We start from the raw sequence: 25578 nt of genomic DNA on the forward strand, positions 1-25578 counted from the left end.
GGCGCACGAACTCGGGCGATGATGGTCGGATTTCTGTCAACGGTTTGGAGGCTGTCTCCGTGTCAGACGGTACAAAGGCACTAGTATATTTATTTGTTGCTATAGACGACCGTTTGGCTTCCTGTGCTTAGTCTTTTTTTAGATTTTTAAGGGTGGTTAAAAACCAATGGGCCACGAACATAACCATAACACCGAAGCTATAGGCGATAAGCGTCTAATTGCTGCTATAGGCGTTAACGCCGCATTAACACTGGCACAAATAGTCGGTGGAATACTCTCTGGTAGCTTATCACTCATTGCTGACGCGCTACATAATTTGAGCGATGCCGCATCACTGGTTATTGCGCTGATCGCACGTAAGATCGGTCGCAGACCGCCAGATGCATTTAAAACCTTTGGCTATCGACGCAGTGAAACCATAGCGGCTTTGATCAACTTGGTCACCCTGATCATCGTCGGTCTCTATCTTATTTACGAGGCCATAGGCCGGTTGTTTTCCCCGCAGCCCATTGAAGGTTGGACAGTGGTCGTGGTCGCGGGAATAGCCTTGGTTGTAGATATCGTCACGGCCTTTCTCACCTACACAATGTCCAAGAACAGCATGAATATAAAGGCGGCATTCTTGCACAATGTGTCGGATGCGCTGGCCTCCGTCGGCGTTGTTATCGCCGGGACATTGATACTTCTGTATGGGTGGTACTGGGCGGATACTGTACTGACACTGATGATTGCTGGCTACGTGCTCTGGCAAGGCTTTAGCATGCTGCCTAAAACCATCCATCTGTTAATGGAGGGCGCGCCAGAAGGCGTTTCCGTCGCTGATATAATCAATGTCATGGAACAAGTAAACGACGTCGAGGGCGTTCACCACGTGCATGTTTGGGAAATCGCTGAGCATACAATTGCACTGGAAGCACATGTTGTCATCAAGAAGGCGAGTCTGCCTGGGATCGAACGAGTGAAGACTGATTTGAAACGTGTACTCCATGAGCAATTCAAAATCAGCCACTCGACACTCGAGATGGAGCTAGACGGCAGTGTTTGTCTCGACACCAAGCAGACCGACAATCACTGCAGCGAAGCATAAGCTTACTATGCGCTACAATTAAAACAAGGTATTAACAGAGCGAATAGCCGAATATCACTTATTGGCGCTATGCCCTCGACCTGCGACATATTTCAGGTATATAGATAAGCAGCTCGTCACGATAAAATTCAGCTAACTCAAGTGCACCTGCCGCAGGCTGACGCGATAGCAAGTCTCCTAGCCACTACCACTGACAACGCTCAGATCCAGCGGCGGACGCGGGCGCGGTAGCGAACGAATGATTCGCCGAACAGCGCCTCTAGCGCCCACTCTTCGGGTGCGATCTGGAAACGGTTCATGTAGGGGTTTGGGGAGCAATGGAACCAAAAACCAACGTAAGCTCTGAATCCCACCGTAAAGGGGCTTTCCGATCTCCAGCTCACCCGCCAGGCATTACTCTCTGATCAGTGCCTCGATGATCGGGCAGATCGTTCCGCCGTCTCCCGCATCACATTGCTGCACCAGTTCGCCTAACAGTTGCTGCATGACGACCAAGTCGGCCATCTTCTGCTCGATCAACGCGAGCTTGCGTGCAGCCCGTGCTCGCGTTTCGGCACAGGCGCACGACTCATCCAGCGTCAGCAGTCCACCGACTTCCGAGAGCGTGAAACCCAGCGCCTGAGCCCGCTTGATGAAACGCAGTCGCTTCACCATGTCCACCGGATAGCGCCGATGGCCACCCAAGGGTTTGGCTGGTTCATCCAGCAGCCCGCGTCGCTGGTAGTAGCGGATCGTCTCGACGTTCACCCCGGCGGCGTCTGCCAGCTTGCCAATGGTCAGCTCTGTGGCCATCACTTTCTCCTTGATTCCGTACTTTGGTACGGAGTTTAGAATAGCACCTAGGCAATCAGGCTCAGGAGATGGGAATGGGGATGCAACTCACCGGGAAAGGCTCGCTGGTCGCGAGTTCGCTGACCGCCATCGGTGCGTCGGTGTGCTGTGTCGGGCCACTGGTGCTGTTGGCACTCGGTGTCGGCGGTACGTGGGTGGGCGCTCTGACCATGATGGAGCCACTACGCCCCCTCTTCATCGGGTTGACTCTACTGTTCCTGGGATTGGCATTCCGCAAGCTCTACCTGGTGCCACAGGTTTGTACGCCAGGTACACCCTGCGCCGATCCGCGCACGCTCGTGCGACAGCGACTCGTGTTCTGGATCGTCAGCGTGCTGCTGCTCGGCCTATTGGCCGTGCCGTGGCTCGCCCCGCTGTTCTACTGAAGGAGATTAACCATGCGCAAACTGCTGATCGCCGTGCTTTTCGCCTTGCCCTTCGTGGCGCTGGCGGCTCCCCCGAAAACCGTCACGCTCGACGTGCAGAACATGACGTGCGGACTCTGTCCGATCACGGTCAAGAAGTCGCTGGAGAAGGTGTCCGGCGTGAGTGACGTCCAGGTCAATTTCGACCAGAAGACGGCGACCGTCACCTACGATCCCGATAAGGCCCAGCCCGAGGCACTGACTGAGGCGACCGCGAACGCGGGATACCCCTCCACAGTGCAGAAGTGAGGTCACGATGAGCGCCATTGTCCTTGAGTCCGTGCTGACTTGCCCGCGCTGCGGCTTCGCCAAGCCGGAAACCATGCCCACGGACGCCTGCCAGTTCTATTACGAGTGCAGCAACTGCAAGGCGCTGCTGCGCCCCAACCCAGGGGATTGCTGCGTTTTCTGTTCGTTCGGCTCGGTGAAGTGCCCGCCGATCCAGCAGCAGCTTGGGTGTTGCTCATAGCGTTTAGGGGGATCACAGGTCGTCGTCTGGATTACGCAGTGGCCGCAGCTCGCCGCGCGCAACTTCTTCCGGTACCGCAAAGGAATACCGCCCGAGCATGTTGATGTGCTCGTAGATCAGCGGCGATAGCCGGGCCAAATCCTCTTCCAGCACTGGATAGCCGTGCTGCTTGAGCCGTTCCACGGCCGCCGTCATGTAGAGGGTGTTCCACAGCACGATGATGTTCACCACCAGGCCCAGAGCACCGAGCTGGTCTTCCTGGCCTTCGCGGTAGCGCTGGCGGAGCTCGCCGCGTTTGCCGTGGAACACGGCGCGGGCCAGGCTGTGCCGGCCTTCGCCTCGGTTCAACTGGGTCAGGGTGGCGCGGCGCTTGGACTCGTCGTCGATATAGGTCAACGTGTGCAGAGTCTTTTCGATCCGCCCGAATTCGGCCAGCGCCTGGGCCAGCCGGGTGGGTCTATCTCCCGTTTGCAGCGTGCGCATGATGCCAGTCGCCGGCACCCGGCCGAGTTTGAGCGAGCCGGCCAGGCGCAGCAGGTCGTCCCAGTGCTCGGCGATCAGGTCGAGTTTGACCGACTGGCGGGCCAGCCCGTTGAGCTTGCCGTAGTCCGCGTCCGGGCGCGTGCGCCAGAAGCGGGTACCGCCGACATCGGCCAGCCGCGAACTGAAGTGGTAGCCAAGTAGGCGGAAGAGCCCGAACACCACATCGCTGTAGGCCCCGGTGTCGGTCATGATTTGCGTCGGCTGCAACTCGGTCTGCTGTTCCAGCACGACCGCCAGCAACACCAGGCTGTCGCGCAGCGTGCCGGGCACGGTGATGGCGTTGAGGCCGGAGAATTGGTCGGAAATCAGGTTGTACCAGGTGACACCCCGGCCGGTGCCGAAATACTTCGGATTGGGGCCGGCATGCACGGTGCGCACCGGTACGACGAAGCGCATGCCATCGGCGGAGGCGACCTCGCCGCCACCCCAGACTTGGGCCAGTTCCAGTTGGCTTTGCGCTCCGACCAGGATGGCGTTAGCCGCTGACAGGGTGTCGTCGCGGATATAATTCTGGCTGACCCAGGACAGCCGGTCACGGCGCAGCGCCGGGTTGTCGGTGCGGATCAAGGGCTCCAGGCCGGTGTTGCAGGCCCCGCCCAACAGCACCGCGCAGAGGCTGGTGACCAGGTTGTCGGCGCGTGCATTGCGTTCGGAGACATGGGTGAAGGCCTCGGAAAAGCCAGTGCGGGCGGCGATTTCCAAGAGGATTTCCGGCAGATCGACACGCGGCATCAGGTCAGACACGGCCGCCCGCAGTTGCAGCAACGAGCAGGGCTCGTCCAGCTTGTCCAGCGCCCCGAGCGACAGTTCGGTCTTGCCCTCGGTGTTCTCGCTCAGTTGAATCGCCGGGTTGTCGGGCAGGCGCGCGGCTACTGCCAGCCAGGTTGCATCCAGCTCGACGGACAAGGCGTCCAGGGTGGTTTTGGCGTCGATGGTCAGGCCCAGTGACCGGCAGATGATCGGTCGCGCCGCCAGCCATTCGGCACCGTCGAGCAGGCCAAGGCGCGGGTCGGCATAGCGCCAACTGGGCGAGACGAAGACATCGCGGCGGCGCAGGGCCGTGCGCAGCGCATCGAGCGTGCAGAACACATAGGCACCCATGTCGAGGGAGCCATCTTCGCGGGTGATGTGCTTCTGCCAAGCCTTGGCCACGATCTCCTGCGGCGCGTCATCCTCTGGCTTCCGGCGCGGCAGGTTCAGTTGCAGCCACTCCAGACTAGCCGCCACGCCCTTGCCGGCCGGGCTGAAGCCGAAGCGGATGTGCTTGAGCAGGTCGGGCAGGAAGCGGCGCACGCTGCGGTAGCGCGCTTCCAATGCAAGAAAATAGACGTCATCTACCGGGCGGATCAGCGCGTTGACCTCTTCCAGGGCCTTTTCCAGGGTGGTCCTCGGCAGGTCGTTGAACAGCCGGGCGCGCACGTTGTCATCGCTGATCGAGCTGTCCAGCACGACCTTGCACGCGGCGGCGAGCGTCGCGGCCGACCGATCCAGGTCTTTCAGGCTGCGCATGCGGGCTTTCTTGTCGGCCTTCTCCGCGTTGCTGAACAGGTCGCGCAGCAAGGCCTCCAGGACTTCCAGTGCGTCGTCGTGCGCAGTCGCCTCCAGGCAGAGTGCGAAGGCCACCAGTGTCGCCATCCGCCGCGACGCCGGCAGCCGATTAATCGCGGTGACCTTGGCCGTGTTGGCGAAGCGGGCCAGGGCGGCGATACGGCTGGGAGGGATGTGCGCCGCCGCCGGCAAGGTGATGCCGATGCCGCGCACGTCATCGAGCCGGCGCAGTGCCCGAATCAACGCGGGGCCACTGACCATGACCGGGCCGGAGCGCAATTGATCCAGCCGGGAGCTGCGGTTGCCTTCGGCCACCGTCAGCAAGTCTTGCAGTTGCAATCGCTGTTCCTCAGTCACGCTGCGGCCCAGCGTAAACCAGAGGCGTTCTTCGACCCGACTGCGCAACTGGGCGATAAAGCGCTCTAGTTGAGACACACCAGGCAGGAGGACTTTCTGTGTGAACAGCCACGAGGTGGCTCGCTCAAACAGCACTCCCGGCCGGTCGGTGCCCGTCCAGCAGAGGGCATACAGCCAGCGGCTCAAGCGAAAGCCGATGCCCGGATCGGTGAAATGACGATAGCCAAAGCGGTTCTGAATATCGGTGGCATGTATCCAGCGGCGATGATCGCTATAGCGCTGGAGGCAGTCGGGGTCTGGAATCGCCAGTTGTCGGCAAAGCACCTGCAGGACTTCCACCGGCACGGCGGCGGGCTTGTCCGGCAGAACGCCAACGAAGCGGACGGTGGTCAGCAGAACGGCATAACCCAGACGGTTATGGTTACCCCGCAGCACCTGGATGGCTTCACGGTCTTCATCGCTCAGGTGGAAGTAACGTTCCAGCTCTTCACGGCTGGGCGAATCAACATAGCGGCCAAAACCGTCGCGTTGCTCTTGAGTCAGAAAACCGACCGGCATTGATCACAGCACCTCGACGCAGAACACGGCGGGCGTGACGATCCGCGTGCGTTCGATGTGCCCGCGTTGCAGCAGGCCGGCGCGGCGATCACCGGTTACCAGGTAGTCCGCATCGCCCGCCAAGGCCATGGCCAGCAAAAACGAGTCATCCGGATCATCGGCTTCGACCTCGATGGTCAGGCGCTCCAGTACCACAGCCCGTTGCAGGTTATTGATCATGGCGCCCACCTTGGCGGGCTGTAGGATGGCCTGAAGCTTGGGATAGCGGCTGGCTCGACGAATTTCATCGAGTTGCATCCGCGAGGTCACCACCTCGAAACGCGCCGCCCGCCAGGCACGGTAGATCGCATCGGGCGCGCCATGTGGCGAGATCAGGGCGCTGAACAGGATGTTGGTATCCAACACGACCCGCATCAGCGCTTACGTGCCCAGTCGAGCGCTTCGTCAACCGCGTTGGTCAATTCTGCCTCACTCAGATGGGCGTTAGCGGCCTTGGCCTGCTCAGCGCTCAGCTCCAGGATGTGTGCCCGTACCGCTTCTTCGATGAAGCGCGACAGGTCGCCCTTACGGCCGCCGCCCTGGCTGGCCAGAAACATCCGAAGCGACTGGTCGGTGTCGGCCGAGACGGCGACATTCCAGCGAATGGTATTCATAGCGTTCTCCGCTAATAGGTGTTTGTGTGTTTATACGCCAATCACAAAGGGCGATGCAATGGTTCGACAAAACGAACAGATACCTGAGCGTTGACGACGTAAAGGTGGAAACCGCTATCAAAACCAGAGCTAGATACAAACGCTCTATAGCCTAAGGAATTCATGATTGTCCGCTGAAATGACCACATCACCTCAGCCGTCAGCGACCTCAGTCCTACGATCCAAGTCTCGCTGATCATTAAGAGCCACGGCGTCCGCACGCATTCGAGCAGGCACTGTATCTCTCACCTTTGAAAAGTCAGCATCGCTTGCAGGCTTAACCTTAACCGCTTCTGCACGTCCAAATCTTTTATCGCCATAGCGGCTAATCGAATCGGTAGCCTGGTGCCCCATGACGTATGCCATTTCTATTGCGGACATGCCTGAGGCTTTCAGATTTGAGCCGAACTGGTGACGAAGTGTGTACATACTCGGCACCTTCCTCCTACCGAATAGCTCAGTAGCGACTTGGTGAAGCGCAACGCGTATTGAATCCATACTGCGCGGCTGACATTTAAAAGCAGCGAGAGCGTTTCTCAAGATATTGCAGACGTCTCCATCAGCCTCAAGCGTTCGGCTAGCGCCGCGTAAACCGTTGTGGCTAAGCTTTGCACCGGATATATGGATGCGCCGGCCATCGATAGAAATTCCGTTAAGCTCGCATGGTCGCGCTCCGGTAAGAGATATCACCATTAAAGCTCCCGCTTCGACAGGCATATCTCGTTCAGCCAGACACCGTAGCCACGCTTCGAAATCAGCGGTAGAAAGCTTCTGCGGACGTCGCTGCTTTTTCTTTCGCGGCAGATTTAACACAGTGACCGGATTGAGCGTACGATTGATTTCTTGGGCAGCCCAGAAATTTCCTCGATGCTTTTGATCAAACGCCAAAGCGTTACGTAGGCGCCGATAATAATCCGGGCGGTAATCAGGGGCCGCCCGTAGTAAAGCACCAATAATATTGAGCTCATCAAGCTCAACGCCCTGCATCCGAGTCGCATAAAAATTACTGGCCAAACTAATATAGGCGCTTTGAGTCTCTGCATTCATATTATTCTTCTAATTATTATTTGCGTGACACATGCCACACAATCAATTATTGCAAATACGAAAACAAAAAAACAACAACCAGAGCATTATTTTTTATATAACCCCAAAAGCCAAACATTGCAAAGGTGCAAAAATTCTATCCTTTCTATATCGCATTCCGGACTTTGGTTCGTTGGCCAAGGACGCACCATGTTACCTGACCCCACAAGACGACCCGCCGGGAGCAGCACATAGACCGACTGAACAGCGCTGGGTATGAGCAGGTGCTTCCACTCTTTCAGCCGATTCACATTTTATAATGCGAGAACCAAGTAGAGTAATTTTAAATTGCGCTCACAGCCTGGGGCGGCGACGGACTGGCGCAATCGCTTACCGAGACACCACTGCCCACGACATACTGCTTATGCCACTTTTAAATTATGGGTTTTGGGCCGGACACTCACTAGATAGCCAGCCGAACGGCCTCCGGGGCGTTAACCTTGGGCTGTATAAAAATACAGTATAGCCTATTGCCTTTTTTAAGCGGAGCAACTTAGAATAATGAACAGAACAACAACCTGAGGAAAAAACATGTCTATTCTAATTCTTAACCGCGAGCGCGACGAAGTCGGCGGTCAATACCTAGTAGCAAGCATTCACGGTGTGGAACACTGCGTATCACTTGATGATGACTATCCGGAGCAAATCCCAGATTCAGATGATATAGTCCACCGCATTAATGCAGATGACTTCAATGAGCTTTCAGAGAAGGTACGCTCCTACGTGCGCAAGCACAGCATCGCCCCCATTCACTCTCTCGATGACGTTAGGCTGCTTGCGATGCAGCTCGGCGATATGAAAGCAAAGACCTACGAAGTCGACGAAGAAGGTCTTGGCCTCACGCTCCGCGACTGTAACATAGATAAAGGTGTACGCACCCTAGTTCGTAAATTTAATAGCACATATCAGGCATATCGCTGGCTGACCGAGCAACTGGATATTTTGGATTTCAATGCGCCACGGTAAGCGTGCAAGCGCTAATGTCCCGCCATTGCATTCCTAATCAAAAGCCGCATGCAACCGAGGCGCGCTATAGATAAAGACGTTTATTGACTAAATTGGCTTCAATGCGACTCGGTTAGACGTTGGCTTTATTGTAGCTCGCCTGATTAACTTGAAGGCTGCTCACTTCAAACCTTTACTGTCTCGGTAGCCTTTCATTTACTAATGCCCGGCAACCGACGCACGCTTAAAGATTGCACCAACAAAAGCGCATGGATTATGGTTCATCTACAGCAGACGAACCGAGTGAGCCATTCAAATGTCTCGATACCGCTCTCATATAATCACACGCTAACGATCGAGATAGCGGTAACAGCGCTTCAGCTGCAAATCGAAGGCCATCGTTTTTTACGGCCTTTGCATTTGTTCTGACTAAGGATTGCATCGAGTTGACCAGTAGACTGCATTTTTAGACCGGCCGAAAGAGGCCAGGAGCCAGCATTGACGACAGGAAGAAACCGTCCAAAGCGGTCATTGGGGATGTAGAAAACCGGAGCCGATTCAGTTTTTCCCGTACCAGTGGCCCAGGTTAATTTCCACGTATACCTGGAAATTGTCTTCGTTCGCCAGCGCCTCGAGCGCCGCTTGGGTAACGAACCGAGGCTTATGGCTAGACATGTCTTCGCGCTTGAGCAGTGCCAGCTTGGCTTGGCCAGCAGTAGGAGCTAACTTCTTCCACATCTCGTCGGTGCCGTTTCGAACGAGGTAGGCCAAGGATATCCGGCATTCTGTCAGCGATCGGAGCAATAGTCGGACAGTGATCGCGGAGCTCAGCGGCCCCATGCTCATCTCGGCTAGGCAGGCTAGCGCGTAGAACCCGTTAAGCTCAACTGCTAAGGCAGCTTTCCACCACTGATGCGCTGGTAAGCCTTCAAGCAGGAGCAAGGGGCGCAGTGCCTGTATACCCGTATGGGACTGCTAACGTCTGAGGAGACTGGTCTGGCAGTGTTCGCCAGCGTTTTCTACGATGGGCACATCATCAACACCTTCATCACCGACCCCAACGAGCAGCACCATTTCGCGTTCGGCCGTGGCCATCCGCTGCCGCCGTTCCGCGGTGCGCAGTCAAAAGTGCTGGTGGCCTATCAGAAGGGCAGACGCCTGCTGAAACTGTTCGAGGAACAGATTTCCAAGGACCCCAACAACCCCTACAGCACACGCAGCTGGTCGGAGTTCGCCCGGGCGGCGAAGAAGATTCGCAAGGACGGCTACTGCATCACCCATGACGAACTGAACCTGGGGCTCACGGGTATCGCCGCACCGATCATCGTTACGGACAGCAAGGAGGTGGTCGGCAGCGTCTCGGCCGTCGGCAGCACCGACACCTTCAAGCTACTGCGCCAGGAGCGCGTCATCGACCTGGTGATCCAGACCACAAACCTTATCGCGAGCAACATGCAGAAGCCGCAGAGCACATCAGGCGCGCCATAAATTGGCCATTTCATTGTTATAAAATCTCAAAAATCTCTTATATTGAGTTTTTTTGCTAAATATAAGTCGATAACATTCACGCTTGTATAAAAATCTCCGAACAACCGCACCTCCGATCCCCGGAGAGGCACACACCATGCCTGCCCTGCCCATACAGCCGGCGGTCATGCTTTTTTCGGAGCCCTGCGATGAAACTCAACCACACCAACTTGCTACGCCAACAGGCCTATATCGACGGCCAGTGGGTCGATGCCGACAACCAGGCACCCTTCCCCGTACCAACCCGGCCAACGGCGAGCTGATCGCCGAGGTCGCCTCCCTCGGCCAGGCGGAAACCGCTCGCGCCATCGCCGCCGCCAAGGCCGCCCTGCCCGCCTGGCGCGAAAAGACCGCCAAGGAGCGCAGCGCCATCTTGCGCTGTTGGTACAACCTGATCATGGACAACCAGGAAGACCTGGCCCGCCTGCTCAGCTGGGAACAGGGCAAACCCCTGGCCGAAAGCCGCGGCGAAATCGCCTACGGTGCCAGCTTTATCGAGTGGTTCGCCGAAGAGGCCAAGCGCGTCTATGGCGACGTCATCCCCCACGACAAGCAAGGCCGCCGCCTGGTGGTGATCAAACAGGCGATCGGCGTGGTCGCGGCCATTACGCCATGGAACTTCCCTAACGCCATGATCACCCGCAAGGTCGGTCCGGCCCTGGCCGCTGGCTGCACCGTGGTGCTCAAGCCCGCGTCGGAAACCCCCTTGTCAGCCCTGGCCCTGGCGGTGCTGGGCGAGCGCGCGGGGATTCCTGCCGGTGTGTTGAACATCGTACCCGGCCGGGACTCGCGCGCCATCGGCGGCGAGCTGACCGGCAATCCGGATGTGCAGAAACTGTCGTTCACCGGCTCCACCGGCATCGGCAAGCTGCTGATGGCGCAGTGCGCTGCGACTATCAAGAAGATATCGCTGGAGCTGGGCGGCAACGCGCCCTTTATCGTCTTCGACGACGCCGACCTGGATGCTGCGGTGCAAGGTGCTATCGGGTCGAAGTTTCGCAACAGCGGGCAGACCTGCGTGTGTACCAACCGCTTTCTGGTACAGAACGCTGTGTACGACGAATTCAGCAAACGCCTGGTGGCTGCGGTAAACGCGCTCAAGGTCGCCCCGGCCGATGAAGACGGTGCCCAGCAGGGCCCGCTGATCAATGCCAGTGCCGTGGCAAAGGTCGAAGAGCATATCGCCGATGCAGTCAGCAAAGGTGCCAAGATCCTCGCCGGCGGCCAGCCCCACGCTCTGGGCGGCAGCTTCTTCGAGCCGACCGTGCTCGGCGACGTGACAGCGGACATGCTGGTGGCCCGCGACGAGACCTTCGGCCCGCTGGCGCCGATCTTCCGCTTCGACAGCGAAGCCGAGGCCATCGCCATGGCCAACGACACCGAGTTTGGCCTGGCCTCCTACCTCTACACCCGCGACCTGGGCCGCGCCTGGCGCGTCAGCGAGGCGCTGGAGTACGGCATGGTTGGCGTCAACGAAGGGCTGATCTCAACCGAAGTCGCGCCCTTCGGTGGCATTAAACAGTCTGGCCTGGGCCGCGAAGGCTCGCATTACGGCATCGACGATTACATTGAGCAGAAGTACATGTGCCTTGGCATCAATTGAACCCCACTGCTACGACGAGCAGCGCCTTTTTCCCTCGACGCCCAGCATGAAGGGAGTCACGCAAGCCAAGAGCCCGATCAGGGCTGCCGATGTCATCAGCAAGGTCGAGTGGGTTGCTGAGAAAGCGACCCTGGCCGCCTCGATCACAGCCGCTGCCAGGGGCTCATCCAGCCCCTGGGCAACAATGTAGCTGTCACCGATCGAGCGTGCGGCTTGTTCAGCCAGCGGCTCTGCGAGATCAGGCGCAAAGGACACCGTGCGCGCAAAGATGCTGGACATAAATACGCCGAAGAAGGTGATCCCCAGCCCAGTACCCAACTCGTAGGCTGTCGCCTCCAGCGCCCCTGCAGCGCCACCTTTGTCAGCGTCGACCGCGCCCATAATGGCAATCGATGAAGCCGTCAGCCCGATGCTCAGCGCCAGGCCCAGCATCCCCAAGAGGGTGGGTACAAGCAGGCCTGGCCTCTGCAGCTCCGTCAGCGCCAAAGAGAGCAGCGCCCCTGCCGCGACTGCCAGTGACAGGTTGGCGACCAGGCGCAGGCCGAAGCGATTCGACAGATAGCCGGCTATCGGGCCACCCACCGCGGCCGCGGCCATGATTGGAATCATGAAAATGCCGGCCTGCAGCGGCGTCTTGCCCAGCACGTACTGCAGCTCCTGCGCCAGCGTCAGTTCGACTCCGGCCAGCGCGCCGATGGAAACCAGCGCCATGATGATCCCGGCCAGGATCGCCGGGCGCGAGAACAGCGACAGATCGAGCATGGGCGTCGCCGAACGCAGTTGCAGCCGCGCGAAAAGGCTCAACAGCGCGAACCCCAGCACCGCCACCAGCAGCGCCACAGCCAACGGCTGCGTGGCGCCGACGGCGGCCTTGATGCCATACACCAGCGCCAGCATGCCGGCGATCAGCAACAACGCCTGGCCCAGCGCCCAGGTGCCCGGCGTGGTGGCTTCGCTGCGCGGCAGCAGGAGGAACACCAGCGGCGCGACCACCAGCATGATCGGCACGTTGATCAGGAAGGCTGAGCCCCACCAGAAATGCTCCAGCAGCGCCCCGCCGATTAATGGCCCGAGCGCCGCGCCGGCGGCGCCGACCATGCCCCACAGCCCGAGGGCCATGGCGCGCTCGTCTTCATCCTCGAAGGTGCGGCGGATGATGCCCAACACGCAAGGCATGATCATCGAGCCGCCAAGGGCCAGCAGCACCCGCGCGCCGATCAGCAGCGCCGGGGTCGGCGCAAAGGCCGCCAACAGCGAGGCGATGCCGAACACCACCAGGCCGATGAGCAGCACACGGCGGTTGCCGACGCGGTCGGCCAGGGTACCCATGGGCACCAGCAGGCCGGCCATCAGCAGCGGGTAGATATCGATGATCCACAGCACCTCGGTGGTCGAGGCGCCGAGCGCCAGGGTCAGCGACGGCATGGCGATGTGCAGGATGGTCATGTCGATGACCACCGGCAGAAAGGCCAACATCACGGCCAGCAGGATCAGCCAGCGACGGGGAATGACAGCACGCATGGAAAGGTTCATGGGCAAGGTGGATGGACTCTACTGAGCGGCCGTGACAGCGGCAATCTCCGCGGCATCGCGCTCGTGCAGGCCGCCGCCGAGGGACTTGTACAGCGCCACCCGGTTGGCGATTTCTGCGCGGCGCAACTCCAACAGCGTTTGCCGTGCAGCCTGCAGTTGGCGCTGCGCGTCGAGCAGTTCCAGTCGGCCGTCAACGCCCGCGCGGTAGCGCAGGTCAGACAATTGCAGACGCCGCTCGGTCGCTGTCACCGCGCGCAGTTGCGCCTCGATCTGACGGTCGAAGGTAGCCGTCCCGGCCAGAGCATCGGCCACCTCGCGAAAGGCGGTCTGGATGGCGCGCTCGTACTGCGCGACCGCCTCGGATTTGCGCACCTCGGCCAGACGCAGTTCGGCGCGCAGGCGCCCGCCCAGAAACAGCGGCTGGGAAATCTGCGGGGCGAAGCGCCAGACTTGCCGCGCCGGGTTAAACAGGCCAGCGAGCGAGGTGCTGGCGTAACCGAAGGATGCGGTCAGGGAAATCTGCGGGAAGAACGCCGCCCGCGCCGCGCCGATGTCGGCATTGGCAGCGATCAGCGTCTGCTCGGCCTGGCGCAGATCCGGCCGGTTCAGCAGCAGGTCGGCCGGCAATCCGGCCGGTAGTGGCGCAATCACCGATTGGCGCTCCAACGGCAAGCCAGCAGGAAGATCGCCCGGCAGCTCGCCGCCCACCAGCAACTGCAGGGCATTGTCCGCCTGCGCCAGGGCGCGGCGGCGCGCTTCCAGGTCGGCTTCGGCCAGGGCCACCTGCCCTTCGGCCTGGGCCACGTCCAGGCTGCTGTTCTGCTCGGCTTGCTTGAGCAGGCGGGCAAGTTGCAGCGACTGCCGCCAGTCGGCCAGGGTGCGCTCGCTCAGTTGCAGTTGCTCGTCGGCCAGGCGCTGGGCGAAATAGGCCTCGGCCACCGCGCCAACCAGGGTGATCTGCGCCACAGCGCGGCCCTGTTCACTGGCCAGGTAACGTGCTAACGCCGCATCGGAAAGTGCGCGCACACGGCCGAACAGATCCAGTTCGAAGGCGCTGAGGGCGACATTCACCCCGGTCTGCTGGCTCACCTCGCGGCTGGCCTGGCCGTTCGCATCGGTCGTCAAAGCGCGCTCACGCGTGCGCGCGCCCTCCAGCCCCACAGCCGGCAGACGTGCGGCGCGCTGGACGTTCGCCTGGGCCTGCGCCGCCTCGACGTTGAGGATGGCCAGACGCAGGTCGCGGTTATTGGCCAGCGCCAGATCGATCAACCGTTGCAGGCGCGCATCGCCGAACATCGTGCGCCAGCCCAATGCACTGGCCGGCAGCGTCGAGGCCGGTGCAGCCGTGGCCAAGGGGAAGCTCGCTGGCACCGGCGCAGCCGGGCGCTGCAGAGTTGGGGCCAGCGAGCAGGCGCTCAGGCAGGCGAGCAGCGCTAGGGTGAGGAACAGACGCATCATGGGTTCTCCTGGGTCAGCGCGGTGTTGCCCCGCTGCGCACGCCAGGCGCTGAAACGCTCCTGGGTGCCGATGACGAAGACGAAGAAGGCCGGCACGAAGAACACCGCCAGCAGAGTGCCGCTGAGCATGCCGCCGAACACCCCGGTGCCGATGGCGTGCTGGGTTTCGGCGCTGGCGCCGGAGGCCAGCATCAAGGGCAGCACACCGAGGGTGAAGGCCAGCGAGGTCATCAGGATCGGCCGCAGGCGCAGGCGCGCGGCGGTCACGGCGGCATCGATCAGCGGGCGCCCTTCTGCGTGTAGCTGGCGGGCGAACTCGACGATAAGGATGGCGTTCTTCGCCGACAGACCGATGATGGTGATCATCCCCACCTTGAAGAACACGTCATTGGGCATGCCGCGCAACATCACCGCCGCCACCGCACCGAGCAGACCCAGCGGCACCACCAGCATCACCGACAGTGGGATCGACCAGCTCTCGTACAGCGCCGCCAGCACCAGGAACACCACCAGCGCCGAGAGCAGCATCAGCAGCGGTGCCTGTGCCGCCGACTGGCGCTCCTGCAGCGACTGCCCCGTCCAGGCCACGGCGAAACCCTGCGGCAACTGCGCCACCAGGCGCTCCATCTCGGCCATGGCCGCGCCACTGGAGACACCGGCAGCAGCGCCCCCGGCGATACGCACGGCGGGATACCCCTGGAAGCGCATCATCTGCTGCGGCGACTCGCTCCACACCGGCGTCACAACCTCGCGCAGCGCCACCATGCCGCCGCTGGCATTGCGCACGCGCAGGCCGAGTACGTCGTCCAGTTGCATGCGCGCCGGCGCGTCGGCTTGCAGGATGACCTGCTGCATGCGCCCGGCATTGGGGGAGTCGTTGACGTACAGCGAGCCCATGGCCGCCGATAGCGTGCTGCTCACGGCGGCGAAGGACAGGCCCATGGCCTCGGCCTTCTGCCGGTCGATATCCAGGCGAATGCTCTCGCCGGGTGGCAGGCCATCGGGATAGACATCGCTGACCACCTCGCTCTGCGCCGCCAGTTCCAGCAGTTGCGCCTGCGCGGCGAGCAATGCGGCCTCGCCCCGGTTGCCCCGATCCTGCAGGAACAGGGTGAAGCCGGAGGACGTGCCCAGCTCGTCGATGGCCGGCGGCATCAGGCTCATCACCGACCTTCAACGTTACCCGCCATGGCCTGCTGCGCCAGCGCCGCTTCTTCGGCAGCGGTGGCGCCATTGCGCTGATCCCAGTCCTTGAGCATGGTGAAGGCCATGGCCGCGTTGGGGCCGGAGCCGGCGAAGCTGAAGCCCAGCACCACCAGGTTGGCGTCCAACCCGAGGCGCGTGGCGACGTGCGCTTCGTAGGCCTTGACCACGTCCAGGGTGCGTTCGCTGGTGGCGCCGGTGGGCAACTGGATGGAGGTCATGAAGTAGCCCTGATCCTCTTCCGGCAGGAAGGACGAGGGCAACTGCGCGGCGGCCACGGCCAGTATCGCGCAGAGCACCGCGAAGGCCGCCATCATCCGCCCGCTGCGCCCGACCAGACGCGCTACCTGCGTGCCGTAGCTCGCCGTGAGGCGCTCGAAGCCACGGTTGAAGGCGCCGAAAAAGCCGCGCTTTTCATGATGATCCGCGCTTACCGGGCGCAGCAGCGTGGCGCACAGCGCCGGCGTCAGGCTCAGGGCGAGGAAGGCCGAGAACAGAATCGACACCGCCATCGACAGGGTGAACTGCTGGTAGATCACCCCCACCGAGCCACTACTGAAGGCCATGGGAATGAACACGGCGGTGAGCACCAGGGTGATACCGATGATCGCCCCGGTGATTTCCCGCATCGCCTGCAGGGTCGCCTCTTTCGGCGACAGGCCCTGGGTGGCCATCAGCCGCTCGACGTTCTCCACCACCACGATGGCGTCGTCGACGATGATGCCGATGGCCAGCACCATGCCGAACATGGTCAGCGAGTTGATCGAAAAGCCCGCCAGCAGCATCACCGCGAAGGTGCCGAGCAGCGCGATGGGCGCGACGATGGCCGGGATCAGCGTGTAGCGCAGGTTCTGCAGGAACAGGAACATCACCAGAAACACCAGCGCCATGGCCTCGAACAGGGTGTAGATCACCTTCTCGATGGACACCTTGACGAAGGGAGCGGTATCGAAAGGCACCGAGTAGGCCATGCCCACCGGCATGCTCGGCGCTAGTTCTGCCAGGCGCTCGCGCACGGCCGAGGCAGTGCGCACGGCATTGGCACCGGGCGATAACTGGATGGCGGCACTGGTCGCCGCAACGCCATTCTCGCGGTTGGAAAAGGCATAGGACTGCGCGCCCAGTTCGATCTGCGCCACGTCGCCAAGCACCACCCTGGCGCCATCGGCACCCGCGCGCAGCACGACGGCGGCGAACTGTTCCGGCGTGCTCAGTTGCCCCTGCACGGTCAGCGGTATGGTCAGGCGCTGGCCCGGCAATGCCGGCTCGTCGCCGACCCGGCCAGGGGCGATCTGCGCGTTCTGCTGCTCGATGGCCTGGGCCAGTTCGTTCAGGGTCAGGCCATAGGCGGTGAGCTTGTGCGGGTCGACCCAGACGCGCATGGCCTGCTCGGCGCCGAACAGTTGCACGCGCCCGACGCCGTCGATGCGGCGCAGCTCCTGGACGATATTGCGCGCCAGGTAATCGTTCAGCGCCACTTCATCGTACTGACCGTTGGGCGAGGTCATGCCGACCATCATCAGAAAGCCCGAAGCGGCGGACTCCACCTGGATACCGTTCTGCCGCACGGCCTGAGGCAGGCGCGGCTCGACCGCCTTGATGCGGTTCTGCACGTCCACCTGGGCCAGCTCCGCGTCGGTGCCCGGCTTGAAGGTGGCAGTGATCTGCGCGGTGCCCGAGGTGTCCACCGAGGACTCGAAGTACAGCAGGTTCTTCACCCCCGACAGCTCGCGCTCGACCAGGCTCACCACCGAGTCGTTGAGCGTCTGCGGGGTGGCCCCGGGATAGGTGGCGTAGAGGGTTACCGACGGCGGAGCCACCGACGGGTAGCGGGCGATGGGCAACTGCGGAATGGCGATGACGCCGAGCAGCACGATGAACAGGGCGATCACCCAGGCGAACACCGGGCGGTTGATGAAGAACTGTGGCATGCGCTTGTCTCCGAACTCAGCGCGCAACGGCGCTGAGGCGTTCGCCGTTGGCGGCGGGCTGCCAGGGGCGTGTGGCGACCTGGGCGTCCGGGCTCAGACGCTCGATGCCTTCGATCACCACCTGCTGCCCGGCGCTGAGCCCGGACACCACGCGGTAGCGACGCTCGACCAGCTCACCGAGCTCGATGGCCACCGGCTGCGCCTGGCCCTGGGCATCGACCACCCACAAGCTGGCCTGGCCTGCCGTGCGGGTCACCGCCTGCTGCGGCACGCTGAGGGCGGCCGGGTAATGCGCGCGGGGAATCCGCGCCTGCACATAGAGGCCGGGCAGCAGGCGGCGTTGCGGGTTGTCCACCAGCACGCGCAGCAGCACGTCGCCGGTGCCGGCATCCACCTCGATACCGGAGAACAGAATGCGCCCGCGCATGCCCAGGGGCTTGCCGTCGCTGCCGAGAATGTCCACGGCCAGCTCCGGCGTCGCCGAACCGACCTGCTGACGCAGCGTCTCCAGCACCGAGGCGGACTGGCGCACATCGACGTACACCTGGTCGATCTGCTGGATGCGCGCCATGGGCGTGGTATCGGTGGGCGACACCAGCGCCCCTTCGCTGACCAGCGCCTGGTCGATGCGTCCGGCAATCGGCGCCTCGACGCTGGCGAATTGCAGGTCCAGCTTGCGCCGCGCCAGCGTCGCACGAGCCTGAGCCACATCGGCGGCGGCCTGCTCGCGCTGCGCCACAGCGTCGTCATACACCTGGCGGCTGACGGCCTCGGCCTACACCAGCGGGGCCAGGCGCTCAGCCTGCACCCGCGCCCGCGCCAGGGTCGCCTCGGCGCGCTGCAAAGCAGCGGCTGCACTGTCGACCTCGGCCTTGAACGGCGCCGGGTTGATCTGGAACAGCACGGCACCGGCCTCGATCTCGGCGCCCTGCTCGAACAGGCGGCGCTGCACGATGCCGCCGATCTGCGCGCGAATCTCGGCGCTGCGCACGGCGGCCACACGCGCGGGCAGATCCTCGCTGACCGCCAGCTCCTGCGCCTCCAGTGTCAGTACCGACACCTGCAGCGGCGCGGCCGCTTCGCTTTGCTCTGGCGCCGCGTCGCAGCCTGTCAGTGCCATTGCGGCAAGCGCTGCGAGCACGATGCCCAGATGCCGCTGATTGCTGCCCATAACCCACTCCTCATTACCCACTGCGCTCCGCTGACCTGATGGCGACCGGGAGCTGATTGAGGCGGCAGTGTGGAACAGCGCTGTTGCGAATGATTCGAGGCTTTGTGGAGAAAGCATGGAGGCCGCGATAACATTCAGGGCCACCGTCTGCGAGCCCGCCCATGTCCGATCCCCACGCGCGCACCAGCCCCGCCTCCCCCGCCACGGCACTGGTACTGATCGCCGAGGATGAAGCCGAGATCGCCGATATCCTCATCGCCTACCTGCAACGCAGCGGCCTGCGCACCCAGCACGCCAGCGACGGCCAGCAGGCGCTGGCCATGCACCAGGCGCTCAAGCCGGATCTGCTGTTGCTCGATGTGCAGATGCCCATCGTCGATGGCTGGAAGGTGCTCAGCGACATCCGCTCCCGCGGCGATACCCCGGTGATCATGCTCACCGCGCTCGATCAGGACATCGACAAGCTCATGGGCCTGCGCCTGGGCGCCGACGATTACGTGGTCAAACCCTTCAACCCGGCCGAGGTGGTGGCGCGGGTGCAGGCGGTGCTACGGCGTACCCGGGCCAATGTTTCCGCCGCCTCTCAGGTGTTGCGCGTCGGTGCATTCCAGATCGACCTGGACAGCCACGAAGCCAGCGTGCAACGTGATGGTCAGCCGCACACGCTGGACCTGACCCTGACCGAGTTCAAGCTGCTGGCCTGCCTGATGCGCGCGCCGAAACGGGCGTTCAGCCGCGCCGAACTGCTGGAGAGCTGCCTGCCCGAAGGCGACACCCAGGAGCGCACCGTGGACAGCCACGTCAGCAAGCTGCGCAAGAAACTCGAAGCCCTCGATATCCAGGGCGTGCCGGCCAGTGTCTGGGGCGTGGGCTATCGCTTCGGCGCCGAGTCATGAAGCCGACTCCGGGCCTGCGCCGGCAATTCATTCAGTCCCTGGCGGTGATGGCGCTGAGCATCATCTTCATCGCGGTGTTCGGCTCCTACGTGTTCTACGCCATCGCGATGACCTACCTGCCGGACAGCATCTCCGAAACCTGGATGCCTTCGCGGGTGGAGATGATCTGGATCGGCTGCACCACCATCGCGGCCTTGGGCCTGGCGGTATTCTTCGCCGTGCGCCTGTCGCGACGGCTGATCACCCCACTGAACTCCGTGGCACACAGCCTGCGTGAAGTGGCTCAGGGCAAGCTCGACGCTCGCGCGCCGCTGGACGATCAGGCCATGGGCGAAACCGCGCAACTGGTGCGCGACTTCAACACCATGGCCGAGCGCCTGCAGAGCATGACCCGCGAGCGCGAGTTCTGGAACGCCGCCATCGCTCACGAACTGCGCACCCCGGTGACCATTCTGCGCGGACGCCTGCAAGGCCTGGCCGAAGGCGTGTTCAGCCCCAGCAACGAGCTGTTCGAGGGCCTGCTGCGCCAGGTTGAAGGCCTCAACCACTTGATCGAAGACCTGCGCGTGCTGAGCCTCAACGACAGCGGCCATCTGGAAGTGCAACGGAGCCGCGTGCACCTGGCCGATGAACTGGGCAGCGTGCTGCAGGCCTTCGCCACGCCGCTGGCGGAGAAGGGTTTTCACCTGCAGCAGGAACTGGACGCCGGGCTGCTGGTGGAATGCGATGCCATGCGCATCCGTCAGGCGCTGATGGCGCTGCTGGAAAACGCCCTGCGCCATGCCGAACCGGGCAAGCTGCGGGTGCGCCTTGAGCAGGCCGACGGCGACTGCCGGCTGAGCGTGGAAGACGACGGCCCCGGTATCGACAGCGCCCTGGCCGCCGACATCTTCGAGGCCTTTCGCCGTGGCGACCCCTCGCGCTCGCGCAAGAGCGGCGGCAGCGGCCTGGGCCTGGCGGTGGTCAAGGCCATCGCCGAAGCGCATGGCGGGCAGGCGTACTGTCAGGCTTCTGCTAGCGGCGGCAGCCGCTTCGTGCTGCGTTGGCCGCTGCAGCAATAAAGACGTACAAGGCACTGCTTGCTTTACGTCACAGCAATGCGGCTCACGTCGAAATGGCAACGAAACCTGGCGCCATCATAAGCATGAGCCGGTTTCTCACTGAGCCAGATAGCCACCATCCACGATCAAATCTGCTCCCGTCATATAGCTGGAGTCATCCGAAGCCAGGAACAACATGGCCTTGGCGATCTCGGTAGGACGCGCCATTCGGCCCATGGGAATACGTTGCGAAAGGTAGTCGCTCATCGCTTTCGCCTCCGACTCCGGCGCTGCCGCCAACGCCCCCAAGACCATCGGCGTTTCGACATAACCGGGGCATAGTGCGTTGACCCTGATGGCATAGCGTTGGCGCGCGCAGTGCGCCGCCACGGAGCGAGTGAACAAACGCACGCCTCCCTTGCTGGCGTTGTACCCTGGTACCAGGGGCTCGCCAATCAGCCCTTCGATCGAGGCCACATTGATGATAGACCCACCCCGTGACTTCATTCTCTCGATGGCCAACTGCGTGCCCAGAAATACACTGTCCAGGTTGCATGCCAGGGTGCGGCGCCACTGTGCCAGGCTCAAATGTTCGACATCGCAGAACTCACCAATCCCTGCGTTGTTGACCAGTACATCCAAGGCACCATGACGGTTTTCGCATGCCGTCATCACGGTCAACCACTGTTCCTGGTCGGTCACGTCGTGTCGATGAAAACTAACGCGCAGACCTTGTTCGCTCAAAACGCTTGCGGCCTCCTGGCCAGCAACCTCATCGATATCGGTCAGCAGAACATACGCCCCTTCTCGGGCGAACAACTCTGCCGTGGCCAGCCCAATGCCTTTGGCTGCTCCGGTAATCAGGCATACCCGCTCATGCAATCGTCCCATTTCAATACTCCTTGCCAGGGTTACTGCGCACTGAGACCGCCATCGACCGCGAGTTCCGCACCGGTAATCCAACCCGCTGCTCCACAGGCCAGAAACAGCACCGCGCTGGCGACGTCCTGCGGTTGGCCGTAGCCCAACGGATGCATGCCACCGATCAATCGCTCGGCCTCTTCCTCATCGGCAGCCAGGCCGACTTTGGCAAAACCATTCACGACATTGGTGCCCAATTCCGTCTTGATGATCGCGGGGTGCAAGGAGTTGACGCGGATCCGGTAATCGAGTGCGGCGAACTCCACTGACGCCGCCTTGCTCAACAGACGCACTGCCCCTTTCGATGAGCAGTAATTACTCAAACCGGGAACACCAACCAGGCCGGCAACCGAGGACAGATTGATGATCACGCCGCCACGGCCTGCCGCACCACCGGGGCGCATGATCCGTGCAGCGTGCTTGAGCCCGAGAAAGACGCCTCCCACGTTGATCGCATGCAACCGTGTGAATTCTTCCAGGGTGGTTTCGGTGATCAACCCCACCTGCTCGATACCAGCGTTGTTCACCACGATATCCAAACCGCCCAGAACCTCTACGGCCTTGTGTAGCGCACCCTCCCAGTCCGCCTCGCAGGTCACGTCGTGCTTGACGGCGATGGCAATCCCGCCCGTCTCACGAATGTTGCCAGCGGTAAGCTCAGCGGCATCGAATTGGATATCGCTGATCGCAACCCTGGCTCCTGCCTGGGCTAACGCTCGGGCAATTTCCGCCCCCAAACCACGGGCACCGCCAGTGACCAGAGCGACCTTTCCTGCCAGTGCGTATAGCTGATCCAGAGTGCTCATGTAGTCAAGCCCTTGCATGGGCGGGCAGGGGGTAGCGCCGCAGGAAATCGAGGAACAGCAGTGCGTAGATCAGGTCAGCCATGACCAGAGCAGGCCAGTATCCATTGATCGTTCCCAAACCCCAGTGGACGCCAACCAGAGCCACCACCAGGCTTTTGCCGATGACACCGATGACCGCCAGTGCACGCCAGCGCTGCGGGTCGCGAGCGACAAGCCAGTAGGCCCAGCCAAAGACAGCGATCAATGCACTGGCGATATGTCGAAGGATCAGGTCACCACCCTCGACGGGTGTCAGTTGCAATAGTTGAGAGAGCAGCGCAGGAGGGAACAGCAAGCCAAGCGCGACCGACCAATTGAACAGGGCGGCGGTGGTGAAAAGCAGACGGGCATGGTGAGTCATCGAACGGTTCTCTTGGGCTACACCACCTCCGGCCGCAACCTCGAGATCACAGACTGAACGCCATGATGCACGCCGGCAACGCAGGAGGCAGCTTCGTTATTGTTGTGCTTGCAAACCGTCGTCGATAGTGCCCAGCGCAACCGCCACCATCCTCCCCCCAGAACAGGTGGTTCAGGGGTAGCCAGCAGGCTATCCGGGAACGTCCACAGCCTGCGAGCGCGCAGCCCGGTATGCACCTGGCGTCATGCCCGTCCACTGCCGAAACGCCCGGTGAAATGCACTGGGCTCCTGGAAACCACAATGAATCGCAACCTCGGCAATGCTTAGCCGATGGTCATCGAGATACTCGAAGGCCAGAGCTTTGCGCACTTCATGCTTGAGAACCTGGTAAGAAAAGCCTTCGCGTTCCAACTGTCGTCGAAATGCGGACTCGCTCATGCCCAGTTGTTCGGCCATGTGGGTTTGCGACGGCCATTCGAGCCCATTACCCCCTTTCAGGTGGCGATAGACCTTGGAGGAAAGTCCCGAGCGATTGCGAAAGCTCACGACCACTCCCTCAGGAGCCTGACGCAGGAATTTCTTGAGGGCGGCAAAGTTGCGTACCACAGGCAATTCGAGCTGATGCGTGGAAAACTCCACCTCGGTATGGCCCGAACCAAACTGGATCCATGCTCCCCAGAGCAGCGGATCAGCGCCATGAGGCGGGGGTTGATGGCCGAACTGCGTGCGCTCGAGCGAGAGCCGTCGCCCTACCAGCCAGCATGCGATCCCGATGACCATGCTCAGATAGATCTCCTCCGCAGCCCCTCGGATACTCGCTTCCCCGACACGCGTTTCCAGCACGATGGCCGATCGACTGCCACGGATTTCCAAGCGCGCCTTGATATCGCGCAAGAAGAGGTTGAACCCCGCCAGACACTGGCGCAGGCCACGCCGCAGATCCGGCTCATGCAACGCACTGCGACAGATGATTGCGAATGCACCGCGCGGCATCCCACCAGAGTCGAAGGCGAAGAACTCATCGCCCAACACCTCGGTGAGTGACAACCACAACCGCGTGACCGCATTGGCCGGTACACGCTGAAGAGGATCACTCAGCCATTGAGGATCGATCCCCGCATCGTGCAACAGTCGCGCCACCAACGGTGGTTGATCGGCCAGACGATACAACGCTGCGCTCACAAGATAGGCCGCGACCGAATCGGCCTTGCGCAAGGTCTCCGTCGCAGCGCTCACCTGCGCTTCAATTGTCATCGACATGTCCAAATCCGTCAGTGGAGGCTGTGCAATTGCGGCATAGAAGAAGATCTCGTCGCCATCCTAGACTCCCCCGGTCACATTGCCCGGACTGGAGCTGCCTACATGAAACAACCTGATATTTTCATTACCAGCGCGGTACGAACCGCTATCGGAACCTTCGGCGGCGCCCTCAAAGACGTACCGCCTGCGCAACTCGCCACACACGTGACCCAGCAAGCGATGTTGCGTGCAGGCTGCGCTCCGCAATTAGTGGAGCATGTCGTATTCGGTCATGTCATCCCGACCACGCCACGGGATGCCTACATAAGCCGGGTCGCCGCGTTACAGGCAGGCATTCCCAAAGAGGCTCCGGCCTTCACCGTCAACCGCCTCTGTGGCTCCGGCCTACAGGCCATCGTCAGCGCAGCCCAGGGCCTGATGCTGGGCGATTCACGCATCGCCATTGCCGGTGGTGCCGAGTGCATGAGCCAGGCCGGTTACCTCGTTCCCAGCGCACGCTGGGGCGCGCGCATGGGGGATGTGAAGATGCTCGACTATATGCTCGGCGCGCTGCAAGACCCATTGCTCGGCATCCATATGGGCATCACCGCGGAAAACATCGCCAAGCAATGTGGCATCAGCCGTGAAGATCAGGATGCACTCGCCTTGCAAAGCCAACAACGCGCCGCCAGGGCGATTGCCGAAGGACGCTTCAAAGAACAGATCGTGGCGCTGGATATACAGAACCGCAAGGGTGTCACGCGCTTCGATGTGGATGAACACGTACGCGCCGAAGCGAGCCTCGAGCAACTGTCGAAGATGAAGCCAGCCTTCATCGAAAACGGGTCAGTGACCGCCGGCAATGCTTCTGGCCTGAACGATGGCGCCAGCGCACTGCTGCTGGCGACAGAGGAAGCGGTGCACAGCGAGAATCTGCGCCCCATCGCACGCCTCGTGGCCTATGCCCATGCTGGAGTCGAGCCGAGCCTGATGGGGCTGGGGCCAGTACCTGCAACTCGCCTGGCGCTGCAGCGGGCCGGTTTACAGGTAGCGGATCTGGATGTCATCGAATCCAACGAAGCCTTCGCAGCACAGGCCTGCGCCGTCGCCCGAGAACTGGATTTCGACCCACAGTTGGTCAACCCCAACGGCTCCGGTATCTCCCTGGGCCACCCCATAGGCGCCTCCGGCGCCATCATCGCCACCAAGGCTATCCATGAGCTGCAACGCATCAAGGGGCGTTATGCGTTAGCCACCATGTGCATCGGTGGGGGCCAGGGAATAGCCGTCGTTTTCGAGCGTGTTTGAAC

The 25578-nt window shown here is 61.7% G+C and carries 21 protein-coding genes and 4 pseudogenes; 10 read left to right on the forward strand and 15 right to left on the reverse strand.

Features of this window, described 5'->3' with window-relative positions; all coding sequences use genetic code 11:
• The first annotated feature begins 166 nt into the window (after nt 1-166).
• Nucleotides 167-1087, forward strand: coding sequence for a cation diffusion facilitator family transporter (locus CXK94_RS17910; RefSeq protein WP_011914465.1), 921 nt, complete (start codon nt 167-169; stop codon nt 1085-1087).
• A 393-nt stretch (nt 1088-1480) separates the two neighbouring features.
• On the opposite strand, the gene merR is transcribed toward CXK94_RS17910, so the two are convergent.
• Entirely contained in the window at nt 1481-1879 is a 399-nt protein-coding gene (merR, locus tag CXK94_RS17920; RefSeq protein ID WP_003089120.1) for an Hg(II)-responsive transcriptional regulator, read from the reverse strand.
• Nucleotides 1880-1953: 74 nt separating this feature from the next.
• Here merR and CXK94_RS17925 point away from each other — a divergent pair, with 74 nt between their 5' ends.
• Genes CXK94_RS17925 through CXK94_RS17935 form a run of 3 tightly spaced genes read left to right on the forward strand, consistent with a single transcriptional unit; the run spans nt 1954 to nt 2812 of the window.
• Complete coding sequence (locus CXK94_RS17925) at nt 1954-2304, forward strand: mercuric transporter MerT family protein (RefSeq protein WP_003089115.1); 351 nt, start codon at nt 1954-1956, stop codon at nt 2302-2304.
• A 12-nt stretch (nt 2305-2316) separates the two neighbouring features.
• Nucleotides 2317-2592, forward strand: a complete 276-nt coding sequence (merP, locus tag CXK94_RS17930) for a mercury resistance system periplasmic binding protein MerP (protein WP_003150552.1) — start codon at nt 2317-2319, stop codon at nt 2590-2592.
• Between the two features lie 7 nt (nt 2593-2599).
• Nucleotides 2600-2812 carry a GDCCVxC domain-containing (seleno)protein gene (locus tag CXK94_RS17935; protein WP_003089113.1) on the forward strand — a complete coding sequence of 71 codons (213 nt, stop codon included), beginning with the start codon at nt 2600-2602 and terminating at the stop codon, nt 2810-2812.
• Nucleotides 2813-2824: 12 nt separating this feature from the next.
• On the opposite strand, the gene CXK94_RS17940 is transcribed toward CXK94_RS17935, so the two are convergent.
• From CXK94_RS17940 to CXK94_RS17955, 4 genes are all read right to left on the reverse strand, one after another.
• Complete coding sequence (locus CXK94_RS17940) at nt 2825-5818, reverse strand: Tn3 family transposase (RefSeq protein WP_102895330.1); 2994 nt, start codon at nt 5816-5818, stop codon at nt 2825-2827.
• A gap of 3 nt (nt 5819-5821) precedes the next feature.
• A complete protein-coding gene (locus tag CXK94_RS17945) occupies nt 5822-6232 on the reverse strand; it encodes a putative toxin-antitoxin system toxin component, PIN family (protein WP_003150546.1) in 411 nt (136 codons plus the stop codon).
• Entirely contained in the window at nt 6232-6471 is a 240-nt protein-coding gene (locus CXK94_RS17950; protein WP_003089107.1) for a ribbon-helix-helix domain-containing protein, read from the reverse strand. Before CXK94_RS17950 ends, CXK94_RS17945 begins: the two co-directional genes overlap by 1 nt.
• A gap of 192 nt (nt 6472-6663) precedes the next feature.
• Nucleotides 6664-7557 (reverse strand): integrase, encoded by an 894-nt coding sequence (locus CXK94_RS17955; protein WP_003291594.1) that lies wholly within the window; start codon nt 7555-7557, stop codon nt 6664-6666.
• A gap of 570 nt (nt 7558-8127) precedes the next feature.
• Here CXK94_RS17955 and CXK94_RS17960 point away from each other — a divergent pair.
• Nucleotides 8128-8562, forward strand: a complete 435-nt coding sequence (locus CXK94_RS17960; RefSeq protein WP_020307695.1) for a hypothetical protein — start codon at nt 8128-8130, stop codon at nt 8560-8562.
• A gap of 537 nt (nt 8563-9099) precedes the next feature.
• Here the strand turns inward: CXK94_RS17960 and CXK94_RS17965 are convergent.
• Complete coding sequence (locus tag CXK94_RS17965) at nt 9100-9312, reverse strand: hypothetical protein (protein WP_180984448.1); 213 nt, start codon at nt 9310-9312, stop codon at nt 9100-9102.
• A 210-nt stretch (nt 9313-9522) separates the two neighbouring features.
• On the opposite strand from CXK94_RS17965, the pseudogene CXK94_RS17970 reads away from it, so the two are divergent.
• Together CXK94_RS17970 and CXK94_RS17975 are read left to right on the forward strand one after the other, a co-directional pair.
• Nucleotides 9523-10029: pseudogene (locus CXK94_RS17970) on the forward strand (IclR family transcriptional regulator domain-containing protein); the annotation flags it as partial.
• Nucleotides 10030-10217: 188 nt separating this feature from the next.
• A pseudogene (locus CXK94_RS17975) lies at nt 10218-11671 on the forward strand (NAD-dependent succinate-semialdehyde dehydrogenase).
• Nucleotides 11672-11680: 9 nt separating this feature from the next.
• Here CXK94_RS17975 and CXK94_RS17980 read toward each other — a convergent pair.
• The 5 genes and pseudogenes from CXK94_RS17980 to CXK94_RS22725 form a co-directional block, all read right to left on the reverse strand.
• On the reverse strand, nt 11681-13192 hold the full coding sequence (locus tag CXK94_RS17980) for an MFS transporter (RefSeq protein ID WP_102895332.1): 1512 nt from the start codon (nt 13190-13192) through the stop codon (nt 11681-11683).
• 30 nt (nt 13193-13222) lie between these two features.
• Entirely contained in the window at nt 13223-14662 is a 1440-nt protein-coding gene (locus CXK94_RS17985; RefSeq protein WP_256046126.1) for an efflux transporter outer membrane subunit, read from the reverse strand.
• A pseudogene (locus CXK94_RS17990) lies at nt 14659-17795 on the reverse strand (multidrug efflux RND transporter permease subunit). Before CXK94_RS17990 ends, CXK94_RS17985 begins: the two are co-directional and overlap by 4 nt.
• A gap of 16 nt (nt 17796-17811) precedes the next feature.
• Nucleotides 17812-18555: pseudogene (locus CXK94_RS22720) on the reverse strand (efflux RND transporter periplasmic adaptor subunit); the annotation flags it as partial.
• Between the two features lie 15 nt (nt 18556-18570).
• On the reverse strand, nt 18571-18966 hold the full coding sequence (locus CXK94_RS22725) for a hypothetical protein (protein ID WP_256046127.1): 396 nt from the start codon (nt 18964-18966) through the stop codon (nt 18571-18573).
• A gap of 161 nt (nt 18967-19127) precedes the next feature.
• Between CXK94_RS22725 and CXK94_RS18000 the strand changes: the two genes are divergently transcribed.
• On the forward strand, nt 19128-19862 hold the full coding sequence (locus tag CXK94_RS18000; protein WP_102895333.1) for a response regulator: 735 nt from the start codon (nt 19128-19130) through the stop codon (nt 19860-19862).
• Nucleotides 19859-20923 (forward strand): ATP-binding protein, encoded by a 1065-nt coding sequence (locus tag CXK94_RS18005; protein ID WP_102895334.1) that lies wholly within the window; start codon nt 19859-19861, stop codon nt 20921-20923. The genes CXK94_RS18000 and CXK94_RS18005 overlap by 4 nt, the downstream gene beginning before the upstream one ends.
• A gap of 96 nt (nt 20924-21019) precedes the next feature.
• Here the strand turns inward: CXK94_RS18005 and CXK94_RS18010 are convergent, their stop codons facing one another.
• The 4 genes from CXK94_RS18010 to CXK94_RS18025 all read right to left on the reverse strand — a co-directional run bounded on the left by CXK94_RS18010 (nt 21020) and on the right by CXK94_RS18025 (nt 24283).
• Complete coding sequence (locus tag CXK94_RS18010) at nt 21020-21793, reverse strand: glucose 1-dehydrogenase (RefSeq protein WP_102895335.1); 774 nt, start codon at nt 21791-21793, stop codon at nt 21020-21022.
• Nucleotides 21794-21813: 20 nt separating this feature from the next.
• Nucleotides 21814-22629 carry an SDR family NAD(P)-dependent oxidoreductase gene (locus tag CXK94_RS18015; protein WP_102895353.1) on the reverse strand — a complete coding sequence of 272 codons (816 nt, stop codon included), beginning with the start codon at nt 22627-22629 and terminating at the stop codon, nt 21814-21816.
• A 4-nt stretch (nt 22630-22633) separates the two neighbouring features.
• Nucleotides 22634-23029 carry a hypothetical protein gene (locus tag CXK94_RS18020; RefSeq protein ID WP_102895336.1) on the reverse strand — a complete coding sequence of 132 codons (396 nt, stop codon included), beginning with the start codon at nt 23027-23029 and terminating at the stop codon, nt 22634-22636.
• Nucleotides 23030-23218: 189 nt separating this feature from the next.
• Nucleotides 23219-24283, reverse strand: coding sequence for an AraC family transcriptional regulator (locus CXK94_RS18025; protein WP_102895354.1), 1065 nt, complete (start codon nt 24281-24283; stop codon nt 23219-23221).
• 108 nt (nt 24284-24391) lie between these two features.
• Between CXK94_RS18025 and CXK94_RS18030 the strand changes: the two genes are divergently transcribed.
• The gene (locus CXK94_RS18030; protein ID WP_102895337.1) at nt 24392-25576 is read left to right on the forward strand and encodes an acetyl-CoA C-acyltransferase family protein; all 1185 of its coding nucleotides are present in this window, start codon (nt 24392-24394) and stop codon (nt 25574-25576) included.
• The last annotated feature ends 2 nt before the right edge of the window (nt 25577-25578 follow it).

This window comes from Stutzerimonas stutzeri, assembly GCF_002890915.1.
GTDB lineage: Bacteria > Pseudomonadota > Gammaproteobacteria > Pseudomonadales > Pseudomonadaceae > Stutzerimonas > Stutzerimonas stutzeri_AF.

Excerpts from the sequence above, each read along its gene's own strand:
- CXK94_RS17910 (WP_011914465.1), top strand. The coding sequence starts at position 167 with ATGGGCCACGAACATAACCATAACACCGAAGCTATAGGCGATAAGCGT.
- merR (WP_003089120.1), bottom strand. The coding sequence starts at position 1,879 with ATGGCCACAGAGCTGACCATTGGCAAGCTGGCAGACGCCGCCGGGGTG.
- CXK94_RS17925 (WP_003089115.1), top strand. The coding sequence starts at position 1,954 with ATGGGGATGCAACTCACCGGGAAAGGCTCGCTGGTCGCGAGTTCGCTG.
- merP (WP_003150552.1), top strand. The coding sequence starts at position 2,317 with ATGCGCAAACTGCTGATCGCCGTGCTTTTCGCCTTGCCCTTCGTGGCG.
- CXK94_RS17935 (WP_003089113.1), top strand. The coding sequence starts at position 2,600 with ATGAGCGCCATTGTCCTTGAGTCCGTGCTGACTTGCCCGCGCTGCGGC.
- CXK94_RS17940 (WP_102895330.1), bottom strand. The coding sequence starts at position 5,818 with ATGCCGGTCGGTTTTCTGACTCAAGAGCAACGCGACGGTTTTGGCCGC.
- CXK94_RS17945 (WP_003150546.1), bottom strand. The coding sequence starts at position 6,232 with ATGCGGGTCGTGTTGGATACCAACATCCTGTTCAGCGCCCTGATCTCG.
- CXK94_RS17950 (WP_003089107.1), bottom strand. The coding sequence starts at position 6,471 with ATGAATACCATTCGCTGGAATGTCGCCGTCTCGGCCGACACCGACCAG.
- CXK94_RS17955 (WP_003291594.1), bottom strand. The coding sequence starts at position 7,557 with ATGAATGCAGAGACTCAAAGCGCCTATATTAGTTTGGCCAGTAATTTT.
- CXK94_RS17960 (WP_020307695.1), top strand. The coding sequence starts at position 8,128 with ATGTCTATTCTAATTCTTAACCGCGAGCGCGACGAAGTCGGCGGTCAA.
- CXK94_RS17980 (WP_102895332.1), bottom strand. The coding sequence starts at position 13,192 with ATGCGTGCTGTCATTCCCCGTCGCTGGCTGATCCTGCTGGCCGTGATG.
- CXK94_RS17985 (WP_256046126.1), bottom strand. The coding sequence starts at position 14,662 with ATGATGCGTCTGTTCCTCACCCTAGCGCTGCTCGCCTGCCTGAGCGCC.
- CXK94_RS22725 (WP_256046127.1), bottom strand. The coding sequence starts at position 18,966 with ATGGGCAGCAATCAGCGGCATCTGGGCATCGTGCTCGCAGCGCTTGCC.
- CXK94_RS18000 (WP_102895333.1), top strand. The coding sequence starts at position 19,128 with ATGTCCGATCCCCACGCGCGCACCAGCCCCGCCTCCCCCGCCACGGCA.
- CXK94_RS18005 (WP_102895334.1), top strand. The coding sequence starts at position 19,859 with ATGAAGCCGACTCCGGGCCTGCGCCGGCAATTCATTCAGTCCCTGGCG.
- CXK94_RS18010 (WP_102895335.1), bottom strand. The coding sequence starts at position 21,793 with ATGGGACGATTGCATGAGCGGGTATGCCTGATTACCGGAGCAGCCAAA.
- CXK94_RS18015 (WP_102895353.1), bottom strand. The coding sequence starts at position 22,629 with ATGAGCACTCTGGATCAGCTATACGCACTGGCAGGAAAGGTCGCTCTG.
- CXK94_RS18020 (WP_102895336.1), bottom strand. The coding sequence starts at position 23,029 with ATGACTCACCATGCCCGTCTGCTTTTCACCACCGCCGCCCTGTTCAAT.
- CXK94_RS18025 (WP_102895354.1), bottom strand. The coding sequence starts at position 24,283 with ATGACAATTGAAGCGCAGGTGAGCGCTGCGACGGAGACCTTGCGCAAG.
- CXK94_RS18030 (WP_102895337.1), top strand. The coding sequence starts at position 24,392 with ATGAAACAACCTGATATTTTCATTACCAGCGCGGTACGAACCGCTATC.